Source organism: Amycolatopsis circi, from assembly GCF_003385235.1.
GTDB classification, from domain to species: Bacteria; Actinomycetota; Actinomycetes; order Mycobacteriales; family Pseudonocardiaceae; genus Amycolatopsis; species Amycolatopsis circi.
The window spans coordinates 1-22532 of record NZ_PQIA01000004.1 but is presented as its reverse complement, the minus strand read 5'-3'; the positions used below and the strand labels follow the sequence as shown (position 1 = coordinate 22532).

General features: G+C 69.5%; 22 protein-coding genes. 15 read left to right on the top strand and 7 right to left on the bottom strand.

Features of this window, described 5'->3' with window-relative positions; translation table 11 throughout:
- The first annotated feature begins 9 nt into the window (after positions 1–9).
- The 4 genes from D0D37_RS01540 to D0D37_RS01525 all read left to right on the top strand — a co-directional run bounded on the left by D0D37_RS01540 (position 10) and on the right by D0D37_RS01525 (position 4291).
- Positions 10–975 (top strand): aldo/keto reductase, encoded by a 966-nt coding sequence (locus D0D37_RS01540; RefSeq protein WP_116198676.1) that lies wholly within the window; start codon positions 10–12, stop codon positions 973–975.
- 106 nt (positions 976–1081) lie between these two features.
- On the top strand, positions 1082–2059 hold the full coding sequence (locus D0D37_RS01535) for an alpha/beta hydrolase (protein WP_116198675.1): 978 nt from the start codon (positions 1082–1084) through the stop codon (positions 2057–2059).
- Positions 2056–3030, top strand: a complete 975-nt coding sequence (locus D0D37_RS01530; RefSeq protein ID WP_116198674.1) for an alpha/beta hydrolase — start codon at positions 2056–2058, stop codon at positions 3028–3030. The genes D0D37_RS01535 and D0D37_RS01530 overlap by 4 nt, the downstream gene beginning before the upstream one ends.
- A 25-nt stretch (positions 3031–3055) precedes the next feature.
- Positions 3056–4291 (top strand): multidrug effflux MFS transporter, encoded by a 1236-nt coding sequence (locus D0D37_RS01525; protein ID WP_116198673.1) that lies wholly within the window; start codon positions 3056–3058, stop codon positions 4289–4291.
- On the opposite strand, the gene D0D37_RS01520 is transcribed toward D0D37_RS01525, so the two are convergent.
- Entirely contained in the window at positions 4277–4780 is a 504-nt protein-coding gene (locus tag D0D37_RS01520) for a GNAT family N-acetyltransferase (protein WP_208719746.1), read from the bottom strand. The genes D0D37_RS01525 and D0D37_RS01520 overlap by 15 nt on opposite strands.
- Complete coding sequence (locus D0D37_RS01515) at positions 4777–5364, bottom strand: hypothetical protein (protein WP_116198671.1); 588 nt, start codon at positions 5362–5364, stop codon at positions 4777–4779. The genes D0D37_RS01520 and D0D37_RS01515 overlap by 4 nt, the downstream gene beginning before the upstream one ends.
- A 193-nt stretch (positions 5365–5557) precedes the next feature.
- Between D0D37_RS01515 and D0D37_RS01510 the strand changes: the two genes are divergently transcribed.
- Positions 5558–6475 (top strand): AurF N-oxygenase family protein, encoded by a 918-nt coding sequence (locus tag D0D37_RS01510; protein WP_116198670.1) that lies wholly within the window; start codon positions 5558–5560, stop codon positions 6473–6475.
- 1 nt (position 6476) lies between these two features.
- On the top strand, positions 6477–7979 hold the full coding sequence (locus tag D0D37_RS01505) for an FAD-dependent oxidoreductase (protein WP_116198669.1): 1503 nt from the start codon (positions 6477–6479) through the stop codon (positions 7977–7979).
- A 110-nt stretch (positions 7980–8089) separates the two neighbouring features.
- Here D0D37_RS01505 and D0D37_RS01500 read toward each other — a convergent pair whose 3' ends face one another.
- Together D0D37_RS01500 and D0D37_RS01495 are read right to left on the bottom strand one after the other, a co-directional pair.
- A complete protein-coding gene (locus tag D0D37_RS01500) occupies positions 8090–8713 on the bottom strand; it encodes a hypothetical protein (RefSeq protein WP_167493477.1) in 624 nt (207 codons plus the stop codon).
- A gap of 50 nt (positions 8714–8763) precedes the next feature.
- Positions 8764–9540 (bottom strand): lysozyme, encoded by a 777-nt coding sequence (locus D0D37_RS01495; protein WP_208719751.1) that lies wholly within the window; start codon positions 9538–9540, stop codon positions 8764–8766.
- 352 nt (positions 9541–9892) lie between these two features.
- On the opposite strand from D0D37_RS01495, the gene D0D37_RS01490 reads away from it, so the two are divergent.
- Positions 9893–11647 carry a hypothetical protein gene (locus D0D37_RS01490; RefSeq protein ID WP_244223337.1) on the top strand — a complete coding sequence of 585 codons (1755 nt, stop codon included), beginning with the start codon at positions 9893–9895 and terminating at the stop codon, positions 11645–11647.
- A 94-nt stretch (positions 11648–11741) separates the two neighbouring features.
- Here D0D37_RS01490 and D0D37_RS01485 read toward each other — a convergent pair whose 3' ends face one another.
- A complete protein-coding gene (locus tag D0D37_RS01485) occupies positions 11742–12584 on the bottom strand; it encodes an oxidoreductase (protein ID WP_116198666.1) in 843 nt (280 codons plus the stop codon).
- 98 nt (positions 12585–12682) lie between these two features.
- On the opposite strand from D0D37_RS01485, the gene D0D37_RS01480 reads away from it, so the two are divergent.
- The gene (locus D0D37_RS01480) at positions 12683–13579 is read left to right on the top strand and encodes a LysR family transcriptional regulator (RefSeq protein ID WP_116198665.1); all 897 of its coding nucleotides are present in this window, start codon (positions 12683–12685) and stop codon (positions 13577–13579) included.
- Between the two features lie 57 nt (positions 13580–13636).
- Here D0D37_RS01480 and D0D37_RS01475 read toward each other — a convergent pair whose 3' ends face one another.
- Positions 13637–14527 carry a glycoside hydrolase family 16 protein gene (locus D0D37_RS01475; protein ID WP_116198664.1) on the bottom strand — a complete coding sequence of 297 codons (891 nt, stop codon included), beginning with the start codon at positions 14525–14527 and terminating at the stop codon, positions 13637–13639.
- Positions 14528–14743: 216 nt separating this feature from the next.
- Here D0D37_RS01475 and D0D37_RS01470 point away from each other — a divergent pair, with 216 nt between their 5' ends.
- From D0D37_RS01470 to D0D37_RS01450, 5 genes are read left to right on the top strand one after another with little or no spacing between them, the layout of a single operon-like run.
- Positions 14744–15574, top strand: a complete 831-nt coding sequence (locus tag D0D37_RS01470; protein WP_116198663.1) for a helix-turn-helix transcriptional regulator — start codon at positions 14744–14746, stop codon at positions 15572–15574.
- Between the two features lie 41 nt (positions 15575–15615).
- Positions 15616–16470: an oxidoreductase gene (locus tag D0D37_RS01465; protein ID WP_116198662.1), complete on the top strand. Its 855-nt coding sequence runs from the start codon at positions 15616–15618 to the stop codon at positions 16468–16470.
- Positions 16467–17177: an SDR family oxidoreductase gene (locus D0D37_RS01460; protein WP_116198661.1), complete on the top strand. Its 711-nt coding sequence runs from the start codon at positions 16467–16469 to the stop codon at positions 17175–17177. The genes D0D37_RS01465 and D0D37_RS01460 overlap by 4 nt, the downstream gene beginning before the upstream one ends.
- Positions 17178–17192: 15 nt before the next feature.
- On the top strand, positions 17193–17531 hold the full coding sequence (locus D0D37_RS01455) for a YciI family protein (protein WP_116198660.1): 339 nt from the start codon (positions 17193–17195) through the stop codon (positions 17529–17531).
- On the top strand, positions 17528–18739 hold the full coding sequence (locus D0D37_RS01450; RefSeq protein ID WP_116198659.1) for an RNA polymerase sigma factor: 1212 nt from the start codon (positions 17528–17530) through the stop codon (positions 18737–18739). Before D0D37_RS01455 ends, D0D37_RS01450 begins: the two co-directional genes overlap by 4 nt.
- 169 nt (positions 18740–18908) lie before the next feature.
- Here D0D37_RS01450 and D0D37_RS01445 read toward each other — a convergent pair whose 3' ends face one another.
- Entirely contained in the window at positions 18909–19511 is a 603-nt protein-coding gene (locus tag D0D37_RS01445; protein WP_116198658.1) for a TetR/AcrR family transcriptional regulator, read from the bottom strand.
- A 93-nt stretch (positions 19512–19604) separates the two neighbouring features.
- On the opposite strand from D0D37_RS01445, the gene D0D37_RS01440 reads away from it, so the two are divergent.
- Together D0D37_RS01440 and D0D37_RS01435 are read left to right on the top strand one after the other, a co-directional pair.
- Entirely contained in the window at positions 19605–21062 is a 1458-nt protein-coding gene (locus D0D37_RS01440) for an amidase (RefSeq protein WP_116198657.1), read from the top strand.
- A 101-nt stretch (positions 21063–21163) separates the two neighbouring features.
- A complete protein-coding gene (locus tag D0D37_RS01435; RefSeq protein WP_116198656.1) occupies positions 21164–22240 on the top strand; it encodes a GDSL-type esterase/lipase family protein in 1077 nt (358 codons plus the stop codon).
- Positions 22241–22532: the final 292 nt, after the last annotated feature.

Genomic DNA, 22532 nt, shown 5'->3' with positions numbered 1-22532 from the left:
GGAGGTCTCGTGTCCGCATCCTCGCCCCTGCCCCGCCGCAAGGTCGGCAAGTCCGGTTTGGACGTTTCGCTGCTCTCGCTCGGGTCGTGGCACACCTACGACCGGATGGACTTCGCCGATTCGGTCGCGATGATCCGCGCCGCGGTCGAGGCCGGCGTGAACTTGTTCGACGTCGGCGTCTACGGCATGCCCGGCCATCCGCCGGTCTTCACCGACGTGCTGTGGAGCGCGATCATCCGCGCCGCCCGCATCCCGCGCGAGGACTACCTGGTCTCGGCGAAGCTGTGGATCGAAGGCTTCGGCGACCAGGGATTCCGCCCGCAGCTGGAAAACGCGTTCCTGCGCGGCGGTTTCGACGTCGCGGACCTGGTGATCCTCGGCGACCTGCGCCGCGACGACGTCGCCTTGGAGGACCTGGTCGAAGACCTCGCCGGGCTGACCCGCTCCGGGCTGATCCGGGCGTGGGGCGTCAACAACTGGTCTGCCGGGAACATCGCGCGGCTGCGCGAAATCGCCGAGGCGCTGCAGGTGCCCGGACCGCAGATCGCGCAGCTGAAGTACAGCATCGGCCGACGGTCCATTCCGGACGGCGAACCGTTCTCCCGGCTGTTCGACGACGGTTTCGTCATGCAGGCCTCCGACGTCCTCGAAGGCGGCATCCTCGCCGGACGCACCAAGCTGACCCGCGAGGTCGGCCGCGACCCCGGCGACGTCCGCAAGCGGATCACCCGCGACGCGCCCAAGGTCGTCAAGGTCGCGGAGGAACTCGGCACGAGCGCGGCCCGGCTCGCGGTCGCGTTCACGCTGACGCATCCGGCGAACGTCACGACGCTCTTCGGCGCTACCCGGATGGAGCAGCTGGAGGACAATCTCGCCGCGGTCGAACTGGTGGAGAAGGTCGGGGCCGAGCAGATCCGCACGCTGGTGGAACCGTTCTGGGCGGACCGCGATGCCGTCGATCCCGAAGGCCCCTGAGCCGCTGGTTACCCCGTCTTCACGTCCGTGAGGGGAACCCTGAGGGAATCAGAGTCCCTCAGGGTTCCCCTCACGGACCGCAAATCTCGCGCCCGAGGAGGCTGCCTTGACCTATCGCCCCGTCCCGTTCGACCCGGAGATCGAGCCCGCGCTCGCCGAGATCGTCCCGGCCGACGCCCCGCCGTTCACTCCCGAGACGATCCCCGGCCTGCGCCGCGCGATGGCCGGGATGTTCCCTCCCGCCGCGGAAGCCGTCGGCGACGCACCGGTCACCGTCGTCGAGCAGACCGTCCCCGGCCCGGAAGGCGCGCCGGACCTGGAAATCACCATCCTGTCCCCGCACGAGAGCAACGGCGCGCTCCCCGTGCTCTACAACATCCACGGCGGCGGCATGATGGTCGGCAACCGCAACATGGATGTCGGACGGCTGCTGGCCCTGGTGCTCGAGCTGAATGTCGTAGCGGTGAATGTCGAATACCGGCTCGCGCCCGAACATCCGCACCCCGCCCCGGTCGAGGACTGCTACGCCGGTCTGATGTGGACAGTCGAGCACGCGGAAGAACTGGGCGTCGACCCGTCGCGCGTCGTGGTGATGGGCGGCAGCGCGGGCGGCGGACTCGCCGCAGCGGTCTCGCTGCTCGCCCGCGACCGGGGCGGCCCCGCCATCGCCGGACAACTGCTGCTGTGCCCGATGATCGACGACCGCAACACGACGATCGCGAGCCAGCAGTACCCCGGCCTGGGCACCTGGACGAGGGAATCCAACCTCGCAGGCTGGCAGTCGCTGCTCGGCGACGCGGTCGGCACCGACTACGTCTCCCCCTACGCCGCCCCAGCGCGCGCGACCGATCTGTCCGGACTCCCTCCGGCGTTCATCGAGGTCGGCAGCGCGGAACCGTTCCGCGACGAGGACACCGAGTACGCGCTGCGGATCTGGGCGACCGGCGGACAGGCCGAACTGCACGTCTGGGCGGGCGCCTTCCACGGTTTCGACATGTACGTGCCGGACTGGCCGATCAGCAAGGCCGCACTCGAAACCCGGAACTCCTGGCTGCGCCGGATCCTCGGGAAGGCAGGGAAATGAGCGTCCCTCCCGTGCCCTACGACCCGGAACTGGAGCCCGGTCTCGCCGCGTTCCTCGACCTGGTCGAGCGGATCCCGCTGCGCGCCGACACCATCCTGGCCAACCGCGCCCATTTCGCGACGATCATCCCGCCCGCCGAGCAGATCGTCGGCGATCGCCCCGTCGAACTGACCGAGCGCACCGTCCCCGGCCCCGAGGGCGCTCCGGACATCGTGCTCACTGTCGTCCGCCCTGCCTCGGGCGTCACCAGCGCGCCCGCCCTGTACAGCATTCACGGCGGCGGAATGGTGCTGGGCAACCGATTCTTCGGCCTGGACGGCCTGGTCGACGACGTCCTGCAGTTCGGCGCCGTCGGCATCTCAGTGGAATACCGGCTCGCCCCGGAAAACCCGGCCCCCGCCGCCGTCGAAGACTGCTACGCCGGTCTGTTGTGGACAGTCGAACACGCCGACGAACTCGGCATCGACCCGTCGCGCATCGTCGTCACCGGCGCCAGCGCAGGCGGCGGCCTGGCCGCGGGCGTGGCACTCCTGGCGCGGGACCGGAACGGCCCAGCCATCGCCGGACAACTGCTGGCATGCCCGATGCTCGACGACCGCAACGAATCGGTCTCGACCCAGCAATACAACGGAATCGGAGCCTGGGACCGCAACAACAACGACACCGGCTGGGACGCCCTGCTCGGCCCGGCACGAGGCACGGACGCGGCCTCGCCATACGCGGTCCCGGCACGGATGGCCGATCTGTCCGGCCTGCCACCGGCGTACCTGGACGTCGGCGCCGCGGAAATCTTCCGGGACGAGACGACCGAATACGCCCTGCGGATCTGGGCGACCGGCGGACAAGCGGAACTGCACGTCTGGGCAGGCGGCTACCACGGATTCGCCGGTTTCTCCCCCGACGCCGAGGTCTCCCGTTCCGCGGTCGCGACCCGGCTTTCGTGGCTGCGCCGGATCTTGCGTGCCGGATGAAGCCACGGCGCGAAGCTCCTGCGCGATGAAGGGACTCCAACCGGAAGCGAGCCTGGTCGAACCGGTGCTGCCGAAAAAACGCCCAGGCGCGCTCCGGATGGCAGTCGTGCTGGGACTGCTCGAGGTCTTCGGACCGATCTCGATGGACCTCTACCTGCCCGCCCTGCCCCGGCTAGCCGACGATCTCCGCGCCGGACAGAGCCTCGCACAAGCGACCATGTCGGTGTGCATGCTCGGCCTCGCCTTCGGTCAGCTCGTCGTGGGCCCGCTGAGCGACCGGTTCGGCAGGCGGCGTCCGCTGCTGGCCGGAATCGCGCTTTTCACCGTGCTGTCGGTGGTGTGCGCCTTCTCGCCGTCGATCGAAGTCCTGCTCGCGGCGAGGTTCCTTCAGGGACTGTGCGGCTCAGCCGGAATCGTGCTGTCACTGGCCGTCGCCCGAGACCTCGCCGAAGGCGTCGAATTGGTGCGGTTGCTGGCATTGCTGACCACCGTCGGAGCGCTGGCCCCCATCGTCGCACCAGTGATCGGCGGACAACTGGCGGCGATCATCGGATGGCGCGGCATCTTCGGCGTCCTGGCCGGGATCGGCGCGGCATTGCTACTCGTCGCCGCGACCGCGCTCCCGGAGAGCCTTCCACCGGAGGCCCGACATCGGCGACGCGGCAGCGGCGAGTTCCGAGTGCTGCTGAAAGACCGGCTGTTCCTGGGCTTCCTTCTCGTGAGCACGTGCGGCGGGGCGGCTTTCTTCACCTACCTGGCATCGATCAGTTTCGTGCTGCAGGACGGATTCTCGTTGTCGCCACAACTGTTCAGCGCCTGCTTCGCGGCGAACGCGGTGATGTCGGTGCTCGGCGCCCAGGTGAACCGAGCGGCGGTACGACGCGCCGGTCCGGTCCGGATGTACGTACTGGGCACGACCTTCACCGCTGCGGCAGCGCTAACCATGCTAGGGGCGGTGTTGTTCGGTGCCGGGCTGGCGGCGTTGCTGATTCCGTTGGCCCTGCTGATGTTCGCAGGCGGCACGACGCAGGCGAACGGCAACGCGCTGGCCCTCGCGAACCACGGCCAACGAGCCGGAACCGCCGCGGCGCTCCTCGGCACGTCGTCGTTCGCGATCGGGCCGATCGTCGCGCCACTGGTGTCGCTGGGCGGGACTACGCCGTTGTCGATGAGCCTGACCATGACCGTGGCGTACGGAGTCGCGACTGTTTTGCTGTGGCTGGCGGTGTTGCCCAGGCTGCGCCGATCACCGGCGGTCTGACTCGAACACGAGCTGACCGTCCTCCTCGCCGACCGCCCGGAAGCCCGCCTTCTCGAGTACCCGGCAACTGGCCGCGTTGCCAGGCAGCACATACGCCCGCAGTCCAGGCGCGAGAGCGGGATCCGGGTGGTCTTCGTGCCACTGCCGCAGCGCCCGCGTCAACTCAGTGGCCAGGCCCGTGCCCCACGCCTCGCGTGCCAGCAGATAGCCGACTTCCCGGTGCCCGCTGCCATGCGCGAGACCGAATCCGGCCCGGCCGAGAAAACCGGAAGCACCCTCGACTCGCCACTTCGACCAGCCCCGCTGCCGGTGTTCGGCGATGAACGTGTCCAGCCGTTCACGGGTCGCCGCGCGGGTCTGCGGGCCGGTCGCCATGTGCAGCATGACCTCGGCGTCAGCGTGCAGCGCGGCGAGATCGTCCAGGTCCGAAGGCAGCCAGGTGGTCAGCCGCAACCGCGGGGTGCGGAGGATTTCTTCCCGGTCAGTCACCAGCCGGGGTGGTACGGCATCGGCGGGGTTTTCGGCAGCAGCCACGCGCCGGTCGCCCGGTGCGATGCCAGCACGAGCGCGGCTACCGGGACGATCAGCCACAGGAATCCGCTCGGGAAGGTCATTTGCAGCGTGGGCGGAGCGCTCTTCCGGACGAAGCTGGAGCCGAGGCCGACGATCATGAAGACGACGATGTCCAGGACCGCCAGGCCGCAGCCGACGAGCACGCAGACCCGGCCCGCCGGAGAGCGCTTGAACAGGCCGATCGCACCGGCGACCGTCAGGGCCGCGATCGCCAGGTCCGCGGCGCCGACGATCCCGTTGGAAAGCAGCCTGCTCGAGGACGGATTGCCGATCATCCGGAGGACGGCCACGACGAAGCCGATCGTGGCCACCAGACCGATGACCGAGGCCAAGGTCGCCGCCGCGATCGCAGCGGCCCCGAAGTACGCGGTCGGCGGTTGTGGCATCGGCGGCTGCGCCGGGAACTGGCCGCTGTAAACGGACTGCCCGCCGTAAGCAGGCGGCAACGGCGAGTACTGCTGCGGACCGGTGCCGGGATACGGCTGCGGCGGTTGGGTCACGACGGCGTTTCCTCCGAGGTCAGGAAGACGTTCGCGGCTCATCCTGCCAGGTCAGCGGCCCCTTCCCGGGCCGATTGCCCGAACGGGCGACACGCAGTTCGCCGGCGCCTCTCGCGGTGCGGCCAGATAGGTGTTACCTTAGGTAACAGTGAATCGCGGTAACGCCTAATCAATGTCGCTCAGGGAGGACCGAATGACCAGCGCAGACGTGCAACGAGCACCGGAAGCAGCCCCGTCCGGCCGGCACGAGACCGCGCAGCGGCTGCTCGACTCCTCCGCGACCCTGTCCTACGACCCGGCCACCGAGGTGGACTGGGAAACCCCGCTGGACAAGGACTTCCACGGAGCCAGCCCGGAGTGGAGCACGCTCTACGGCACGAGCTACTGGGCCGAGATGACCCCGGAGCAGCAGAAGGAGCTGACCCGCCAGGAGGCGGCGTCGGTCGCGAGCACCGGGATCTGGTTCGAGATGATCCTGCAGCAGATGGTGCTGCGCGACTTCTACGCCAAGGACCCGACCGACCCGGCGTTCCAGTGGGCGCTCACCGAGATCGCCGACGAATGCCGCCACTCGATCATGTTCGCCCGCGGCGCGCAGAAGCTCGGCGCTCCCCCGTACCGGCCGCGCAAGCTCGCTGTCGAACTGGGCCGCGTCTTCAAGGCGGTCGCGGGCGGCGAAGCGGCGTACGCGGCGATCCTGGTCGCCGAAGAGGTTCTCGACGTGATGCAGCGCGACTGGATGCGCGACGAGCGCGTGGTTCCGTTCGTGCGCACCATCAACAACATTCACGTGGTCGAAGAGTCGCGGCACATGAAGTTCGCCCGCGAGGAGACGCGCGAGCAGCTGGAGGGCGCGGGAGCCGTGCGCCGTCAGGTCAACGCGCTGGTCATCGCGATCGCGTCGTACTTCATCGTCAGCAGCATGGTCAACCGCGACGTGTACAAGAACGCCGGGCTGGACGCCGAGCGCGCGCTGCGCGAGGCGAAGGCCAACGAGCACCACAAGTCGATGATGCGCTCCAGCTGTGCCGGGCTGATGGAGTTCCTCGGCTCGTGCGGGCTGCTCACGAAGCCGGCGCTGGTGTTCTACAAGCGGGCGAATCTGATCTGACATGGCCTTCGCGATCACCCAGACCTGTTGCAACGACGCGACGTGCGTGTCGGTCTGCCCGGTCAACTGCATCCACCCGACGCCGGACGAGCCGGACTTCGGGACCACCGAGATGCTCTACGTCGACCCGGAGACGTGCATCGACTGCGGCGCCTGCGCCGACGCGTGCCCGGTCGACGCGATCTTCCCGGTGGACCTGCTGACCGACTCGATGAAGGTGTACGCCGGGATCAACGCGGACTTTTACGCCGACCGCCCGCCGGCCGCCGCGAACCCCGCGCCGAACTTCCACCGCTGGGGCCCGCCGACGTTCGACCGGGAGATCCCGAGCGACCTCGAGCCCGCGGACGTGGCCGTCGTCGGCACCGGCCCGGCCGGGATGTACGCGGTGGAAGACCTGTTGCTGCACACCAACGCGCGCGTCACGCTGATCGACCGGCTGCCGGTCGCGGGCGGTCTCGTGCGCTTCGGCGTCGCCCCGGATCACCCGGACACCAAGCGAATCGGCGAGACTTTCTCGCGCTTCCACAACCACCCGCGGCTGAAGCTCAAGCTCGGCGTCGAAGTCGGCCGCCACGTGACGGTGGACGAGCTGGCCGAACGCCACGACGCCGTGATCTACGCGGTCGGCGCTTCTTCCGCCCGGACTCTCGGCATCTCCGGCGAAGACCTCCCCGGCAGCCTCGCCGCGACGACGGTCGTCGCCTGGTACAACGGCCATCCCGATGTCCCCGCGCACGCAGTCGATCTGTCCGCGGAGCGAGTGGTGCTGATCGGCACCGGCAATGTCGCGCTGGACGTGGCCCGGATCCTCACCGCCGACCCCGACGATCTCGACGGCACGACCATCGCCCCGCACGCGCTGGAACGGTTGCGCTCCAGCAAGGTCCGCGAGGTAGTGCTGCTCGCGCGGCGCGGCCCGGAAGACGCCGCCTACACCTCCCCCGAGCTGATCGCGTTGGCGCAGCGCGCGAACGTGCCGCTCGTCGTCGACACCGAGGACCCGCGCACCGCGGCCGCGATCGATGCGGGCACCGGAAAAGCCGCGCTGCTGCGGGGTTTGGACCAGGAGACGGTCGACTGGACCGCTCCGCCCGCGGACGGCCCCCGCCGGATCGTGCTGCGCTTCCACTCGGCTCCGGTGGAGATCACCGGCGACCGCCAGGTGCGCGGACTGCGCGTCGACGGGCCTTCCGGACCGGTCGAGATCGCGGCCGGCCAGGTCGTGCGCGCCGTCGGCTACCGGGGACGTCCGGTGCCGGGCCTGCCGTTCGACGACGCGGCCGGGACCATCCCCAACACCGCCGGCCGGGTCGAGGGCCGGACCGGTGCGTACGTGGTCGGCTGGATCAAGCGCGGCCCGTCGGGCGGAATCGGCGCGAACCGGACGTGCGCCGGGGAAACCGTGGCGACACTGCTGGCGGACATCACCTCCGGAGACGTTCCGTTGCGGGGCCGACGCTCGCCGATCGCGGCACTGGCCGCGCGGTTCCGAGGTCGCTGAGCGAGTCCCGCGGGTCTGTTTCTCCTGCGTGGGGCTGCGGGTGCGGGGTGTGCTGTCCGTGAGGGGAACCCTGAGGGACTCTGATTCCCTCAGGGTTCCCCTCACGGACTTCACTCCGTCTTCTCGGCAGCCGCCAAAGTCTCCTCCACCTCCGGCACCCAGAAGCTGAGTTCCAGCGTCTTCACGCCCGCCCAATGCGACATCAACCGGCCCTGTGCGATCAGCGCGGGATACGCGGCGGCGAACAGGACCGCGCCGCACGCCGCGAACATCGGGTGGTCCCCGACGATCAGTTCCACCACCGACGCCACGAACCCGAACGCCATCGGCGGGCTGGAGTTGCGCAGCATCAGCCCGACCGTGCGCAGCCGCGTTGCCTCCCTCGCCGCGTCGGCGTCGTGCAGTTGCAGCGCGGAAAGCAGCAGAAACGAGTCCGCTTCGACAAACGCTCGGCCGCGCGCGGCGGGGTTGCGGCGCAGGAACTCCTCCCGCGCGTCGCGCTTCCTCCGCCGCGGCAGCCATCGCGAGGCCCGCGCGCCCAGCGGATACGCCAGGTAGCCGAGGAGGTAGCTCGCCACCACGATGCCGATCACCAGCACCGCTCCCGGCCCGCGCGAGACGGCGGCGAGGTCGAGCCAGTGCAGCCGCCCGGCGAGGTAGGCCAGGAACGCCAGATGCAGGGCGCCCGGGATCGCGTACGTGAAGAGGTCGAAGAGTCCGACGGCTAGGGTCACCCGGAGATCCAACTACGACCGGGCCCTCTCCGGTACGGCTTTTCAGGCGATCACGCCGACGAACCGCCTCCCCTGGCGAGCGCCTCGACGCGGTTCATCGGCCCGTTGTAGTAGTTCTGGTCGCCGGGCAGGCTGCCGGTGCGCGAGAACTGCCAGATGCTCTGCTTGTCCCAGCCCGCGGGGAGTTCGCCGATGTCCGGGGCGTACCGGGCGAGCCACAGCGGGTTGGTGTCGCCGAATCCGCCGGCGTTGCCGGTGCAGAGCTTCCACCACGACGTCGAGGTGTAGATGATCGCGCTGCGGCGCTGTTTCGCCAGGTACCGGTGGGTGAAGTCGGCGATCCAGGCGGTCATGTCGGCCTGGCTTTTGCCGTAGCAGGCGTCGCCGTAGGGGTTGTACTCGATGTCGAGCGCGCCCGGGAGCGTCATGCCGCCGCCGCGCCACGCGCCGCCGTGGGCGATGAAGTAGTCGGCTTGCTGTGCGCCGCTGGAGACGTCCGGGCGGGCGAAATGGTACGCGCCGCGGATGAGGCCCGCGTCGTGCGCGCCGTTGTACTGCTGGTCGAACTGCGGGCTCACGAACCCGGTGCCCTCGGTCGCCTTGACGTAGGCGAACCGGGCGCCCGCGCCGGCGGCCTGTCCCCAGTCGACCGCGCCCTGGTGCCCGCTCACGTCGTGGCCGAGGGTCTGTCCGGTCGCCGGGTCGAACCGCGGGCTCCCGGTTCGCACGCCTTCATGGCGCAGAATTTGTGAACCGGCAACATTCTCGCCGGCCTTCGAGTAGTCCGCGGCGGCGGCCGGTCCGGCAGTCGCGACGCCGCACGCCATCGCCAAAACCGACACGGTGGCGGCGAATCCGAGCCGCCAGGGTTTGTCCGTTGCTGTCCGGGTCACCGAGACTCCGATCTTCACGGCGGCAGGTCCAAGGTCATCTTGCGGCACGACACGGCGCGAGGCTGGCTGCGTCACCCGGACGTGAACGAGTTTCCGATAGCCGGAATCGCGCCAGTGGTCCAGACAACTGTGACCGAGTTGTGACCGGCGCCGCGCAGCCGGGCGTTTAATTTGTTGTGGCCGACCACAAACTGGTGGGTAAATCCCCTACCGCGGAGGTCTCCCCGACGTGAACCGGACTTATCGACCACCACGACCGCGTCGATCCCGTGGCCCGGCAGTCGCGATGCTGGCTCTGCTCGCCGCGGCCGGGCTGGCCGTCCCCGCCGCTGCGGCCCCAGCGTCCGGTCAGGCGGGCTGCGGGGGCCAGCCGGACCAGCCGGATTTCGGGCCGAACGTGCACATTTTCGACCCGGGAATGCCCTCCGCGACGATTCAGGCCCAGCTGGACAAGGACTTCGAGGTGCAGAAGGACACCCAGACCGCGCAGTTCGGCTCGGGCCGCGTCGCGCACCTGTTCAAGCCGGGCACTTACGCGGTGCACGACAACGTCGGCTTCTACACCTCCGTCGCGGGCCTCGGCCAGAATCCGGACGACGTCCAGATCAACGGCGACATCACCGTCGACGCCTTCAACGAGTCCGACCAGGGCTCCGCGCTGCAGAACTTCTGGCGTTCGGCGGAAAACCTGGCGGTCACGCCTTCCAGCGGCAGCGATCGCTGGGCGGTGTCGCAGGCCGCGCCGTTCCGCCGGATGGACATCAAGGGCGGGCTGCAGCTGTTCCCGGCCAGCTACGGCTACGCGAGCGGCGGCTACGTCGCCGACACCCGCGTGTCCGGTCAGGCCGCGTCGGTTTCGCAGCAGCAGTGGTACACCCGGGATTCGGCGCTGGGCAGCTGGGACGGCGGCGTCTGGAACATGGTCTTCTCCGGGACCGCCGGCGCGCCCGCCAACTCGTTCCCGAACCCGCCGGAAACCACCCTCGACACCACGCCGGTGTCGCGCGACGTGCCTTACCTGTACGTGGATAGCGGCGGCAACTACCGCGTCTTCCTGCCGTCCCTGCGCACCAACGCGTCCGGGCCGAGCTGGGCGAACGGCGGCACGCCCGGTGATTCCGTGCCGATGAGCCAGTTCCGCGTCGTCAAGCCCGGCGACACCGCGGAGAGCATCAACAGCTCCCTCGACGCCGGCTGCAATCTGTTCTTCACCCCCGGCGCCTACCACCTCGACCAGACGCTGAACGTGACCCGCCCGGGCACGACCGTGCTCGGCATCGGCTACCCGACGCTGATCCCGGACAACGGCGTCGACGCGATGCACGTATCCGATGTGGACGGTGTGCGGGTGAAGGGCCTGCTCTTCGACGCGGGCACCCAGAATTCGCAATCCCTGCTGACCGTCGGCGAAAGCGGCAAGCACACGAACCACGCGGCGAATCCGACGTCGCTGCAAGACGTTTTCTTCCGCGTCGGCGGCGACCTGGCGGGCAAGGCGACCAACAGCCTCGTCGTGAACAGCGACGACACGATCGTCGACCACGTCTGGGCGTGGCGCGCCGACCACGGCAACAGCGGAACCGTCGGCTGGACCACGAACACCGCGGACACCGGCGTGCTCGTCAACGGCGACAACGTGACCGCGACCGGGCTGTTCGTGGAGCATTACCAGAAGTTCCAGGTCGTGTGGAACGGCCAGAACGGGAAGACGATCTTCTTCCAGAACGAAATGCCTTACGACGTCCCGGATCAGGCTTCGTGGAATTCCGCGCCCGGCACCGCCGGGTATGCCGCGTACAAGGTCGGTCCGGACGTGACCTCGCACGAGGCGTGGGGTCTGGGCAGCTATTGCTTCTTCGACACCAACCCGGCGGTTTCGAGCTATCACGCGTTCGAGGTGCCGCAGAACAACGGAGTCAAGCTGCGCAGCCTGCTGACGGTGTCGCTGAACCACCGCGGCACGATCACCCACGTCGTGAACGACACGGGCGACGTCACTCCGGACGGCACCAAGCCGGTCAACGTCCCGAGTTATCCGTGACTCGACCGGGTCCCCACGTCCGTGAAGGACTCCTTGAGGGAATCTGAGTCCCTCAAGGAGTCCTTCACGGCCCGGAAACCCGGGCAGGCGGGCCTCAGTCCAGCGCGGTCGCCCGGCTGACCGTCTCCCAGGAGTCGAGATCCTTGGTCAGCGCAGCGATTTTCCCGCGAATCGCGTCCACCGCGTCGCCGCCGAGCGCGAGCCGCAACGGCGCGTCCGGCGAATCCACTGCCCGGAGGATCGCCGCCGCCGCTTTAGCCGGATCGCCAGGCTGTGTCCCGTCCATCCCCTCGATCGCGCCCCGGGTGCCCGCGGTCGATTCGGCGTAGGCGTCGATCTTCTGGGAACGGTGCATCGCCGTGCCGCCGAACGACGTGCGGAACGCGCCCGGCTCGACGATCAGCACCTTGACCCCGAGCGGCGCGACCTCCGCCGCGAGCGCTTCCGACATTCCTTCCAGCGCGAATTTCGCCGCGCAGTAGGCCCCGAACGCGGGCGGCGCGAGCAGTCCGCCCATCGAACTCATCTGCACGACGGTGCCGCTCCCCTGTTCCCGCAGCAGCGGGACGACGGCCTTGGTCATCGCGACCGCGCCGAAGAACATGACCTCGAGCACCGCGCGCAGGTCGGGCAGCGTCAGTTCCTCGACCGCGCCGACGGAGCCGTGGCCGGCGTTGTTGACCAGCACGTCGATCCGGCCGAACTCGTCCAGCGCGGTCTGCACCGCGGCGTCGATCTGCGCCGGGTCGGTGACGTCCAGCGCGGCCGTGCGCACCCGGTCCCCGCCTGATTCGACCAGGTCGGCGAGCGTCTCCGCTTTGCGGGCGGTCGCGAGGACCCGGTCCCCCGCGGCCAGCGCGGCCTGGGCGAGTTCGCGGCCGAAGCCGCTCGAGCACCCGGTGATCAGCCAGACGCGGCCGTCGGTTCCCTCGGTCATTGAGCAGTCCCTCCAGTGGTTTCTTCCGCCTCCGATCCTGGCGCACACCTGCCGGGGTCCGCCAACACCGGTTCGCTGGCGGGCTACAGTCTCAGCCTGTGACCCCTGAGCTGCGGCAGCTGCGCTACTTCGTCGCCGTCGCCGAGACAACGAGCTTCACGCGCGCGGCGGCGACCCTCCACATCGCACAGCAGTCGCTGTCGCAGCAGATCACCGTGTTGGAACGCCAACTCGGCACGCAACTCTTCGACCGCGACGCCCGCGGCACCCGGCTCACTCCGATCGGCGAACTCTTCTTGCCGGAAGCACGCGCGGTACTCGCCCGTGCCGACGCCGCGGTGGCGACGGTCGCTCGTGCGGTACGCGGCGAGATCGGCACTCTGCGGCTGGCTTTCCTTGCCAGCACAGCGAATTACCTGCTCCCGCCGGTCGTGCGCGCGGTGCGGGAGCAGCTGCCGGAGCTGACCGTCACCACTGCCGAAGTCTCCATCGCCGAGTTGGTCGACGGCGTGCGCGGCGGCCGGTTCGACGCTGGCTTCACGCGCCCGCCGCTGGTCGAGGACCTGCAGACGCACACCCTGTTGGCCGAAGAGGTCTGCGCGGTCCTGCCCTCCGGCCACCCGCTGGCGGACCGCTCTTCGCTGCGCCTGGCGGACCTCGCGGACGAGCCGTGGGTGCTGACGCCGCGCACGTCGTGGGATCCCTGGCACCGCAAGTACGACGCCGACTTCGCCGCCGCCGGGTTCACGCCGGACGTCGTGCAGCGCACCGCAACGGTGCAGGGATTGCTGGGACTGGTCGCGGCCGGGGTCGGCGTGACCCGGCTGGCGCGGTCAGCCCACAGCCTTCGCCGGACCGGAGCGGTGTTCGTGCCGTTGGAGGGCGAGTCCGCGCACACCGTGGTGGTGTGGCGCTCCGACGGCCCCCGGCCAGCCGCGCTCCTGGAGGTAGTCACGCGGCTGGCGGAGACGACGGATCTTTCCGGCGCGGGCTGACCGGTGCCTCGTGCGTGTTTATGCCGGTTAGAACCGGCATAAACACGCACGACCCCCTCAGCCCTTGCTGACCTTCACCGAAAACGCGTCGATGCTCATCCCCGCGCCCGGCGTGATGTCCGCCCCCGGGCTGGTGCACCCGCACACCTTGTTCGGATAGGAGCCGCCGATCGCCACGTCGAAGATCGCGAAGAACCCGTGATCCACCGCGGTCTTCCACGTGGCGTCGGACACCTGGTTCTGCTTCACCGCGAACGTTTCCTTGCCGTCCAAGGAAAACCGCAGTTCCTCCGCGGCCGCGTCCCGGCGGTCCACCATCACCGAATACGTGTGGTAACCGGTCTTGCAGCCGGCGCAGTCCTGCAGGTCGCTGCTGATCCCGTCCGGATCGTGGCACTCCCCCGCCCACTGTCCACAGTGGAACGTGCTGGAGTGCTTGTCCAGCGCGTTCACGTTCTCCATGATGTCCAGTTCGCCGATGCTCGGCCAGTTCGTCGCGCCGACCGGCCGGGCGTCCGCGCCCATCGCCCAGAACGCGGGCCAGTAGCCGAGGCCGTGGTCGGGATTCGGCTGCTGGATCGTCGCGCTCATCTCCATCTGCCCGCCCGCCGGTGCGCCGAAGTCGGTGCGCTGGGTTTCGATCCGGCCGGACGTCCACGCGCCGTTCGCGTCGCGCAGCGGCTTGATCACCAGGTGCCCGGCTCCGTCGTGGTAGACGTTGTCCGTCGAGTCCGTGGACGTTTCGATCTCCCCGGTGCCCCAGTTCGCCGCGCCGCCAGGGTAGCCGGTTCCCTTGTCGTAGAGCCAGTTCTGCGGGTCGAGGCCGGTGCCGGCGGGGCCGTCGAAGGTGTCCTCGAAGACCGTGGTCCAGGTTTCGGCTGCCTGCGCGGGCGCGGCGGCCATCGACAGGGCGGCCACAGCCGCGAGGACGAGCGGGGTTCGGCGCATGGTTCGCCTTCCGGTCGAGGGGTTGGTCTCAGCAGGGTCGGCCGGTGCCGCTGACCAGTCAAAACAGTCTGCCTCCCGGTTCCGCCGCCGCGGTGCGCGCGGGCAGAGCGGCGGCGGAAAGGTTTGAACCACTGAGCGAGGGGGTACCGCGAGGGTGGGAGAACCACACCCCCTTTGCGTCCCCCGCGGCCGCCGCTTGCGATCTAGCCTGGGTTCATGAGCGACAGCAACCTCCTCGGCGAGTTCCTGCGGGCCCGGCGCGGCACCACCGCCCCGGCGGACGCCGACCTGCTCGCCGACACCCGGCGCCGGGTCAGCGGCCTGCGCCGGGAGGAGGTCGCGCAGCTGGCCGGGGTGAGCACCGATTACTACGTGCGGCTTGAGCAGGGCCGGGAGCGCACGCCGTCGGCGCAGGTCGTCGACGCGCTCGGCCGGGCGCTGCGTCTGGACGACGAGGCGCTCGCCCACCTGCATTCGCTGGCCCGTCCGAAGCGGGCCAGGCGACGCCCGGCGAAGGAACGCGTCAGCCCGCGCTTGGTGCAGCTGATGGACGCCTGGCCGCAGACTCCCGCGGTCGTGCTCGGCCGGTGCATGACCGTCCTCGCGTCGAATCTGCTCGGCGAAGCGCTGTTCGGCGGGCATGAATACAGCGGCGACCTGCTCCGGCTGGCGTTCCTCGACCCCGACGCCCGGGACTTCTATCCGGACTGGGAGCAGGTCGCGGTCAACACCGTCGGCGGGCTGCGCTCGGCGGCGGGCGCCGATCTGGACGATCCGCTGCTGATCGAGGCGGTCGGCGAACTGTCGCTTAAAAGCGCGGATTTCCGCCGGTTGTGGGCGCGCCACGACCTCCGGCAGAAAACGCACGAGACGAAGCGGTTCCGGCACCCGCTCGTCGGAATGCTCACCCTGCACTACGAATCGATGACCGTGAACAGCGCTCCCGGCCAGCAACTCGTGGTGTACCAAGCGGATCCGGGCAGTCCGTCGGAGGCCGCGCTGGGGCTGCTGGGCAGTCTCGCCGTCGGCGACCGTCCTCATCGCTGACGCTTTTTCCGCAATTTCCGAATTTCTTCAGGGGTAGATCCATGTCTGAAAACACCGCACCCGTCTGGTTTATCAGCGGGTGTTCCACCGGACTCGGCCGCGCGCTCGCGACCGCCGTTCTCGAACGCGGCCTGCGCGCGGTCGTCACGGCCCGCGATCCCGAACGTGTCGCGGACCTCGTCGCCGCGCACCCCGGACGCGCACTGGCAGTCGCGCTCGACGTGACTGACCAGCAGCAGATCACCGATGCGGTCGCCGAAGCAGAACGTGTCTTCGGCCAGATCGACGTGCTCGTCAACAACGCCGGCTACGGCTACCTCGCCGCCGCCGAAGAAGGCGAAGACGCCGAGATCCGCGCACTGTTCGAGGCCAACGTCTTCGGCCTGATGGCGCTCACCCGCGCTGTCCTGCCAGGGATGCGGTCGCGGCGCAGCGGCCACGTCGTTTCGATCTCGTCACTCGGCGGGCTGGCCGCTTTCGGCGCGACCGGCTACTACCACGCCACGAAGTTCGCCGTCGAAGGCTTCAGCGAGTCGCTGGCCGCCGAGGTCGCGCCGCTCGGCATCGGCGTCACGATCGTGGAACCGGCCGCGTTCCGCACCAACTGGTCGGGCCCGTCCATGCGCGAATCCGCCATCCACATCGACGATTACGCCGACACCGCGGGCGCGCGCCGCACCTCGACGCTCGCCACCTACGGCAAGCAGCCCGGCGACCCGGACCGCGCCGCGGCCGCGGTCATCGACGCCGTCACCTCCGCCGAACCGCCGCTGCGCCTGCTGCTCGGCCAGGCGGCCTACGACATCGCCACCGCCCGCCTCGACACCCTCCGCAAAACGTTCGACGACTGGCGCGACGTCACCCTGTCCGCCGACTTCCCGAAGGAATCCGAATGAGCAAGGTCGCCCTGATCACCGGCGCGAGCAGCGGCATCGGCGAAGCCACCGCCCGCCGCCTCGCCGCGGACGGCTGGCGCGTCATCGCCGGAGCGCGCCGCGAAGACCGGCTTGCCGAACTCGCCGCCAGTGCGGACGGCATCGAAGTCCACCGCCTCGACGTGACCGACCGCGCCGACGTCGCCGAGTTCGTCGACCGCGCGGTGCGCGACCACGGCGGGATCGACGCGTTCATCGCCAACGCCGGCGTGATGCCGCTGTCCCGATTGGACGCCGGGCTGGTCGAGGAGTGGGACCGGATGATCGACGTCAACGTCCGGGGCCTGCTGCACGGCATCGCCGCCGCGCTGCCGCACTTCACCCGCCAGCGCCGCGGCCATTTCGTGACCGTCGCGTCGATCGGCGCACACCAGGTCACCCCGACCGCGGCGGTCTATTGCGGGACGAAGTACGCGGCGTGGGCGATCACCGAGGGCCTGCGGCTGGAGTGCGACCCGTCGATCCGCGTCACCACGGTCTCCCCCGGCGTCGTCACCTCCGAGCTGGCGGACACGATCAGCGACCCGGAAACGCAGGAGGTCATGCGGATCTACCGCAAGGACGCGATCGAACCGAAAGCGATCGGCGACGCCATCGCCTACGCTCTCGACCAGCCAGCCGACGTGGACGTCACCGAGATGATCGTGCGCCCCGCCCGGCAACGCTGAGCGAAGGAGGCGCCCGTGCCGCAGTACCTGCTCGGGATCTACCAGCCCGACGGCGGGACCCCGGATCCCGAGGTGCTGGCGGACATCGCCGCGCGCCTCGAAGCGGTGACCGACGAGATGAAGGCGACCGGTGTCTGGGTGTTCTCCGGCGGCTTGCATCCGGCGGCCGCCGCCCGCGTCGTCCGCGCTTCCGGCGGCGACGTCCTCTACACCGACGGCCCGTTCGCCGAAGGCAAAGAACACCTGGGCGGCTTCACCATCGTGACCGCGCCCGACCAGGAAGCCGCGGCGGACTGGGCTCGGCGGATCTCGGAAATCACCACCTTGCCGGTGGAAGTCCGGCAGTTCCATTGATCACCACGGCCGTGCTCGAGCGGGTCTTCCGCGCCGAGCACGGCCGCGCGGTCGCGGTGCTGGCCCGCGTCTTCGGCGACCTGGACCTCGCCGAAGACGCCGTCCAGGAGGCGTGCGCGATCGCCACCGTGAAATGGCGCGCGGAAGGTCTCCCGCCGAGTCCCGCAGGCTGGCTCATCACGACCGCCCGCAACCGCGGCATCGACCGGCTCCGTCGCGAATCCGCCCGCGCCGACCGCCACGGCCAAGCCGCCCTCTTGCACGCCGCCGCCGAACCGTTCGACGAAGGCGCCATCCCCGACGAACGACTGCGGCTGATCTTCACCTGCTGCCACCCCGCCCTCAGCACCGCCGCCCGAGTCGCCCTCACCCTGCGCCTGCTGGGCGGCCTCACCACCGCCGAGATCGCGCACGCGTTCCTCGTCCCGGAACCGACGCTGGCACAACGGCTAGTGCGCGCCAAAGCCAAGATCCGCGACGCCCGAATCCCCTACCGCGTCCCTGACGCGGCCGACCTCCCAGCGCGGCTGAACGCCGTCCTAGCGGTGCTGTACTTGATCTTCACCGAAGCTCACACTGCCAGCACCGGCCCGGATCTCACGCGACCGGACCTGGCCGCGGAGGCGATCCGCCTGACCCGAATCCTCGCCGCCCTGCTCCCCGACGAACCCGAAGTACTGGGCCTGTTGGCGTTGCAGCTGCTCACCGAATCCCGCCGCGCGGCCCGTCTCGACGCCAACGGAATCCCGGTGCTGCTGCCCGACCAGGACCGCGGCCGCTGGGACTGGGCCTTGATCGCCGAAGGCCAGTCGCTGGTCCGCCAGTGCCTGCGGCTCGACCGCCCTGGGCCGTACCAGATCCAGGCCGCGATCAACGCCGTGCACAGCGACGGCACCGACTGGGTCCAGATCCTCGCCCTCTACGACCAACTGCTCGCCCTGACTCCGACACCGATCGTCGCGCTGAACCGCGCCGTGGCAGTCGCCGAGGTCGACGGCCCCGCTGTCGCGCTGACCATTGTGGACAGTCTGCACCTGGCCAACCGCCACCTGTTCCATGCCGTCCGAGCCGACCTGCTCGCCCGCCTGGGCCGAACCGCCGACGCCGCCGAGGCCTACGACGAAGCCCTCCGTTTGGTGACCAACGAAGCTGAACGCCTTCTGCTGCAACGAAAACGCGCCGCCCTGAGCCAGACTCCCCGCGACTGACCCTTCTCGACGAAACCGTTCGCCCGGCCGCGAACGACGCCGAACGCGCTCCCCCACAACGTAAACGCGCCACCCTCAGCGCGTGCCCGCAACTGCCCCCTCGACGAGGCCGTTCACCTGGTCGCGAACGAGTCCGAACGTCTTCCCCCGCACCGAAAACGAGTCACTCTCAGCCTGGTTCCCCGCGACTGATCACCCTCTCGATGACCTTCGTCAGGTGCGCGCCGACGTTCTCGACCCCGCCGTTCTGCACCGCGATCTGCGCCCCCTCCATCGCGAACGTCAGCTCCGCCGCGCCCAGCTCCGGGTCGGCCAACCCGAGGCCCTCGCACATCGCCCGGAGCCTGCCGAACTGACGGGTCTTGTGCTCGCGGATCAGCCGCCGCGCGGGATGGCCCGGGTCGGGCAGTTCGGCGACGGAGTTCGTGAACGGGCAGCCGCGGTGGGAGAACTCGGGCAGCCCGTCGACGATGAACCGCCCCACCGCGCGGATCTGCTCCGCGAAATCGCCCGGATGCGTCTGTTCGGCGGCGTCGAAGGCAGCGGAGTAGTCGTGCACGACGATCCGCAGCCACTCGGCGATGAGCGCGTCTTTGGTGCCGAAGTGCCGGTAGATCGCCATCTTCGTGGTCCCGGCGCGGTCCGCGATCGCCTGGACGCCGACCCGGACGACGCCCTCGTTGAGGAACAGCTCCTCGGCCGCGTCGAGGATGCGCTCGCGCGGCGGCAAGGTCGCGACGCGCGTCGGCCGCCGGGCGGAGGTGCTCGTCATCGGCTCTTCCTCGGGAGGGTTGGCAATGCGGTTCGGCACCAGCTACGGTACACAACCGTTCCCCGTGATACCACTCGGTATCATCCGAAACCGATGAGTCTTTCGAAGGACGTGCTGGTGAAAATCTCCGAATACGCGAGCTGCGATGCGGTCGGCCTGGCGGACCTGATCGCCCGAGGCGAGGTAACGCCGGCCGAGGTCGCCGACGCCGCCGCGCGAGCGGTCGAGGCAGTCAATCCCCAGATCAACGCTGTGGTCGAAACCTGGCCGCCCGAGGACACTCCGGCCCCCGGTTCCGCTCCGCTGGCGGGCGTGCCATTCCTGATCAAGGATCTCGGCGTCGCCATGGCAAGCAGGCGCAGCGAACTGGGCAGCCGTTTGGCCGCAGGCTCCGTGTCGCCCGAGGACTCGCACCTCATGCGCCGCTTCCGGCAAGCCGGCCTGGTGACGATCGGCCGGACGACCACCCCGGAAATGGCCTACAGCACCACGACCGAACCGGAGTTCTACGGCGCGACCCGCAACCCGTGGTCCCTGGACCGCAGCGCAGGCGGTTCCAGCGGCGGCTCCGGCGCAGCAGTCGCAGCCGGAATCGTCCCGCTCGCGCACGCCACCGACGCTGCGGGTTCCATCCGAGTCCCCGCCTCCAGCAACGGATTGTTCGGCCTGAAGCCCACCCGCGGCCGGGTTTCGCACGGACCGGGCGCCGACGAGGTCTTCAGCGGGCTAGCCGTGCAAGGCAGCCTGAGCCGCACGGTGCGCGACAGCGCCGTCCTGCTGGACCTGATCGAAGGCCCCGAACCCGGCGACCCGTACTTCGCCGCCCGCCCGGACCGCCCCTACGCCGAGGAAGCCCAGCTGCCCCCAGGCCGCCTGCGAGTAGCGGTCCTGCGCCGACCATGGGGCGGTCGACACCCAACCGCGCCGGTCTCCGCAGCACTCACCAAAACCATGCACCTGCTGGATTCCCTTGGCCACGAGGTCGAAGAGACCCAGCGCAATCTGGGCGTCTCGTGGGAAGATTTCGTCCTGGGCAACGCCCGGATGTGGACCGCGAACCTGGCCCCGTGGATCGACAGCATCGCCGCCGCGACCGGCCGCCCCGTCGACGAGACCACCCTGGAACCGGTCACCCTCGCCAGCTACCGCTACGGCCACCAGGTCACCGCCGACGAGTTCGTCCGTTCCCTCGCGATGCGCAACCAGGTCTCCCGAACCCTCGCACAGCACTTCGCCCGCTACGACCTGCTGCTCTCCCCCACCCTGCCCGAGCCGCCGGTCGCGCTAGGCGTCTACGGCGAGGGCGCGGACCGACTGGACGGCCTGGGCTGGCTGAACCGCCTCCTGGACCGCTCCCCCTACACCGCGGCCGCGAACGTCTCGGGCGTCCCGTCGATGTCCGTCCCCCTCGCCGCCGACGCCGGACTTCCGATCGGCATGCAGTTCACCGCCGCCTTCGGCCGCGAAGACCTGCTGTTCCGCCTGGCCGGACAGCTCGAACAAGCCGCCCCGTGGGCCCACCGCAACCCGCCGATCCGGGCAGGCGCCTGACCCCTTGAGTCCACAATGGACAGCTAGCGGACGGTGACCCGCATCCCAGCCGCCCCGAACCCTGACGGCGTCGTCCAGGTTATCGCTAGACTTGGCAAGCGATGCGACGATTCCGGTGGTGGTGGGGGGCGCTGGTCCTCGCCTGCGTAGCTGTGCTTGCGGGCTTTTTCGTCTTTTTCGGTTCCGAGAGCCGCCCTGGCCAGCCCTTCCCGCGACAAGGCCCGCCCGGCCGCGGCCCGCTGACCATCGTCTCGATGGGCGACAGCACCGTCTCGGGCGAGGGCGCCGGCGCCTACACCCCCGACACCGACGGCAGGAACGGCGACTGGTGCCACCGTTCGTCCGCCGCGTTCGTGCAGAAGGTCCGGATCCCCGGCGTCTCCGCCCGGGTCAACCTGGGCTGCTCAGGAGCCCCCGCCGCCCAAGTCGCACTCGGCGACGCGAAACAGTGGGGCGAACGCTCCCAAGCCGCGCAACTGGCCGACGTCGTGAAGGACCACCGCGTATCAGCAGTGGTCATCGCGGTAGGCGCGAACGACGACCCGAAGTTCTCCGCGCAAGTGAGCGAATGCTTCAAAGCCTGGTTCTCCTCCGACGGCCCGTCCTGCAATGTCGCGCTGAAGGAAACCTGGAAGTCCAAAGTGGACGCAATGGTGCCGAAAGTGGCGAACGCGGTAGGCGACGTGAAAAAGGTACTGGCCGACGCCGGATACGTCCCCGCGGATTACCAGCTGATCCTGCAGTCCTACGCCACCCCCGTGGGCCCGGACATCCCAGCGGACCTGCAAAGCCTCAACGGCTGCCCCTTCCGCACAGACGACCTGCAGTGGATTTCGACGACCGGGATCAGCACCCTGTCCGCAGGCATCAAACAAGCAGCCACCCAATCCGGCGCCCGATTCCTGGACCTGGCCCGAGCAGGCGAAAACCACGAAGCCTGCTCCGGTGGCGCGAACCCGGCCTCAGAATGGTTCACCAGGCTCACCCTGCACCTGAACGACCTGACCCAGGTCGACCGAGCCACCCACGCACTGCAGGAATCCTTCCACCCCAACGCCGCCGGACACGCCGCGATCGCCGACTGCCTGACGGATTTCCTCACCACGCAAAAAGGCAACGCCTCCTGCCTGGCAGGCCCAGGCGGAAAACTCCACGCCGTCCCCGAACCAGTCAGCTAACTCCCCGCGCGCAACTCTCCCCAGACACAAGTCCGTGAGGGGAACCCTCACGGACTCAGAGTCCCTCAGGGTTCCCCTCACGGACAGCAAACCCTGTGCTGGCCTCGCCAATCCCCACCTCCAGGACAGGCACACTTCGAACCGCACCCACAGCGCCGCCTTAAGTCCCCGGCATTGGCCCTTCCCCGCCGTGAGGGGCCCCTTCACGGAACAGGATTCCCTCAAGGAGCCCTTCACGGACCCCCACCCCACGAAACCGCAGCCAGCGCACCCAACTAAGGCAGCCACACCC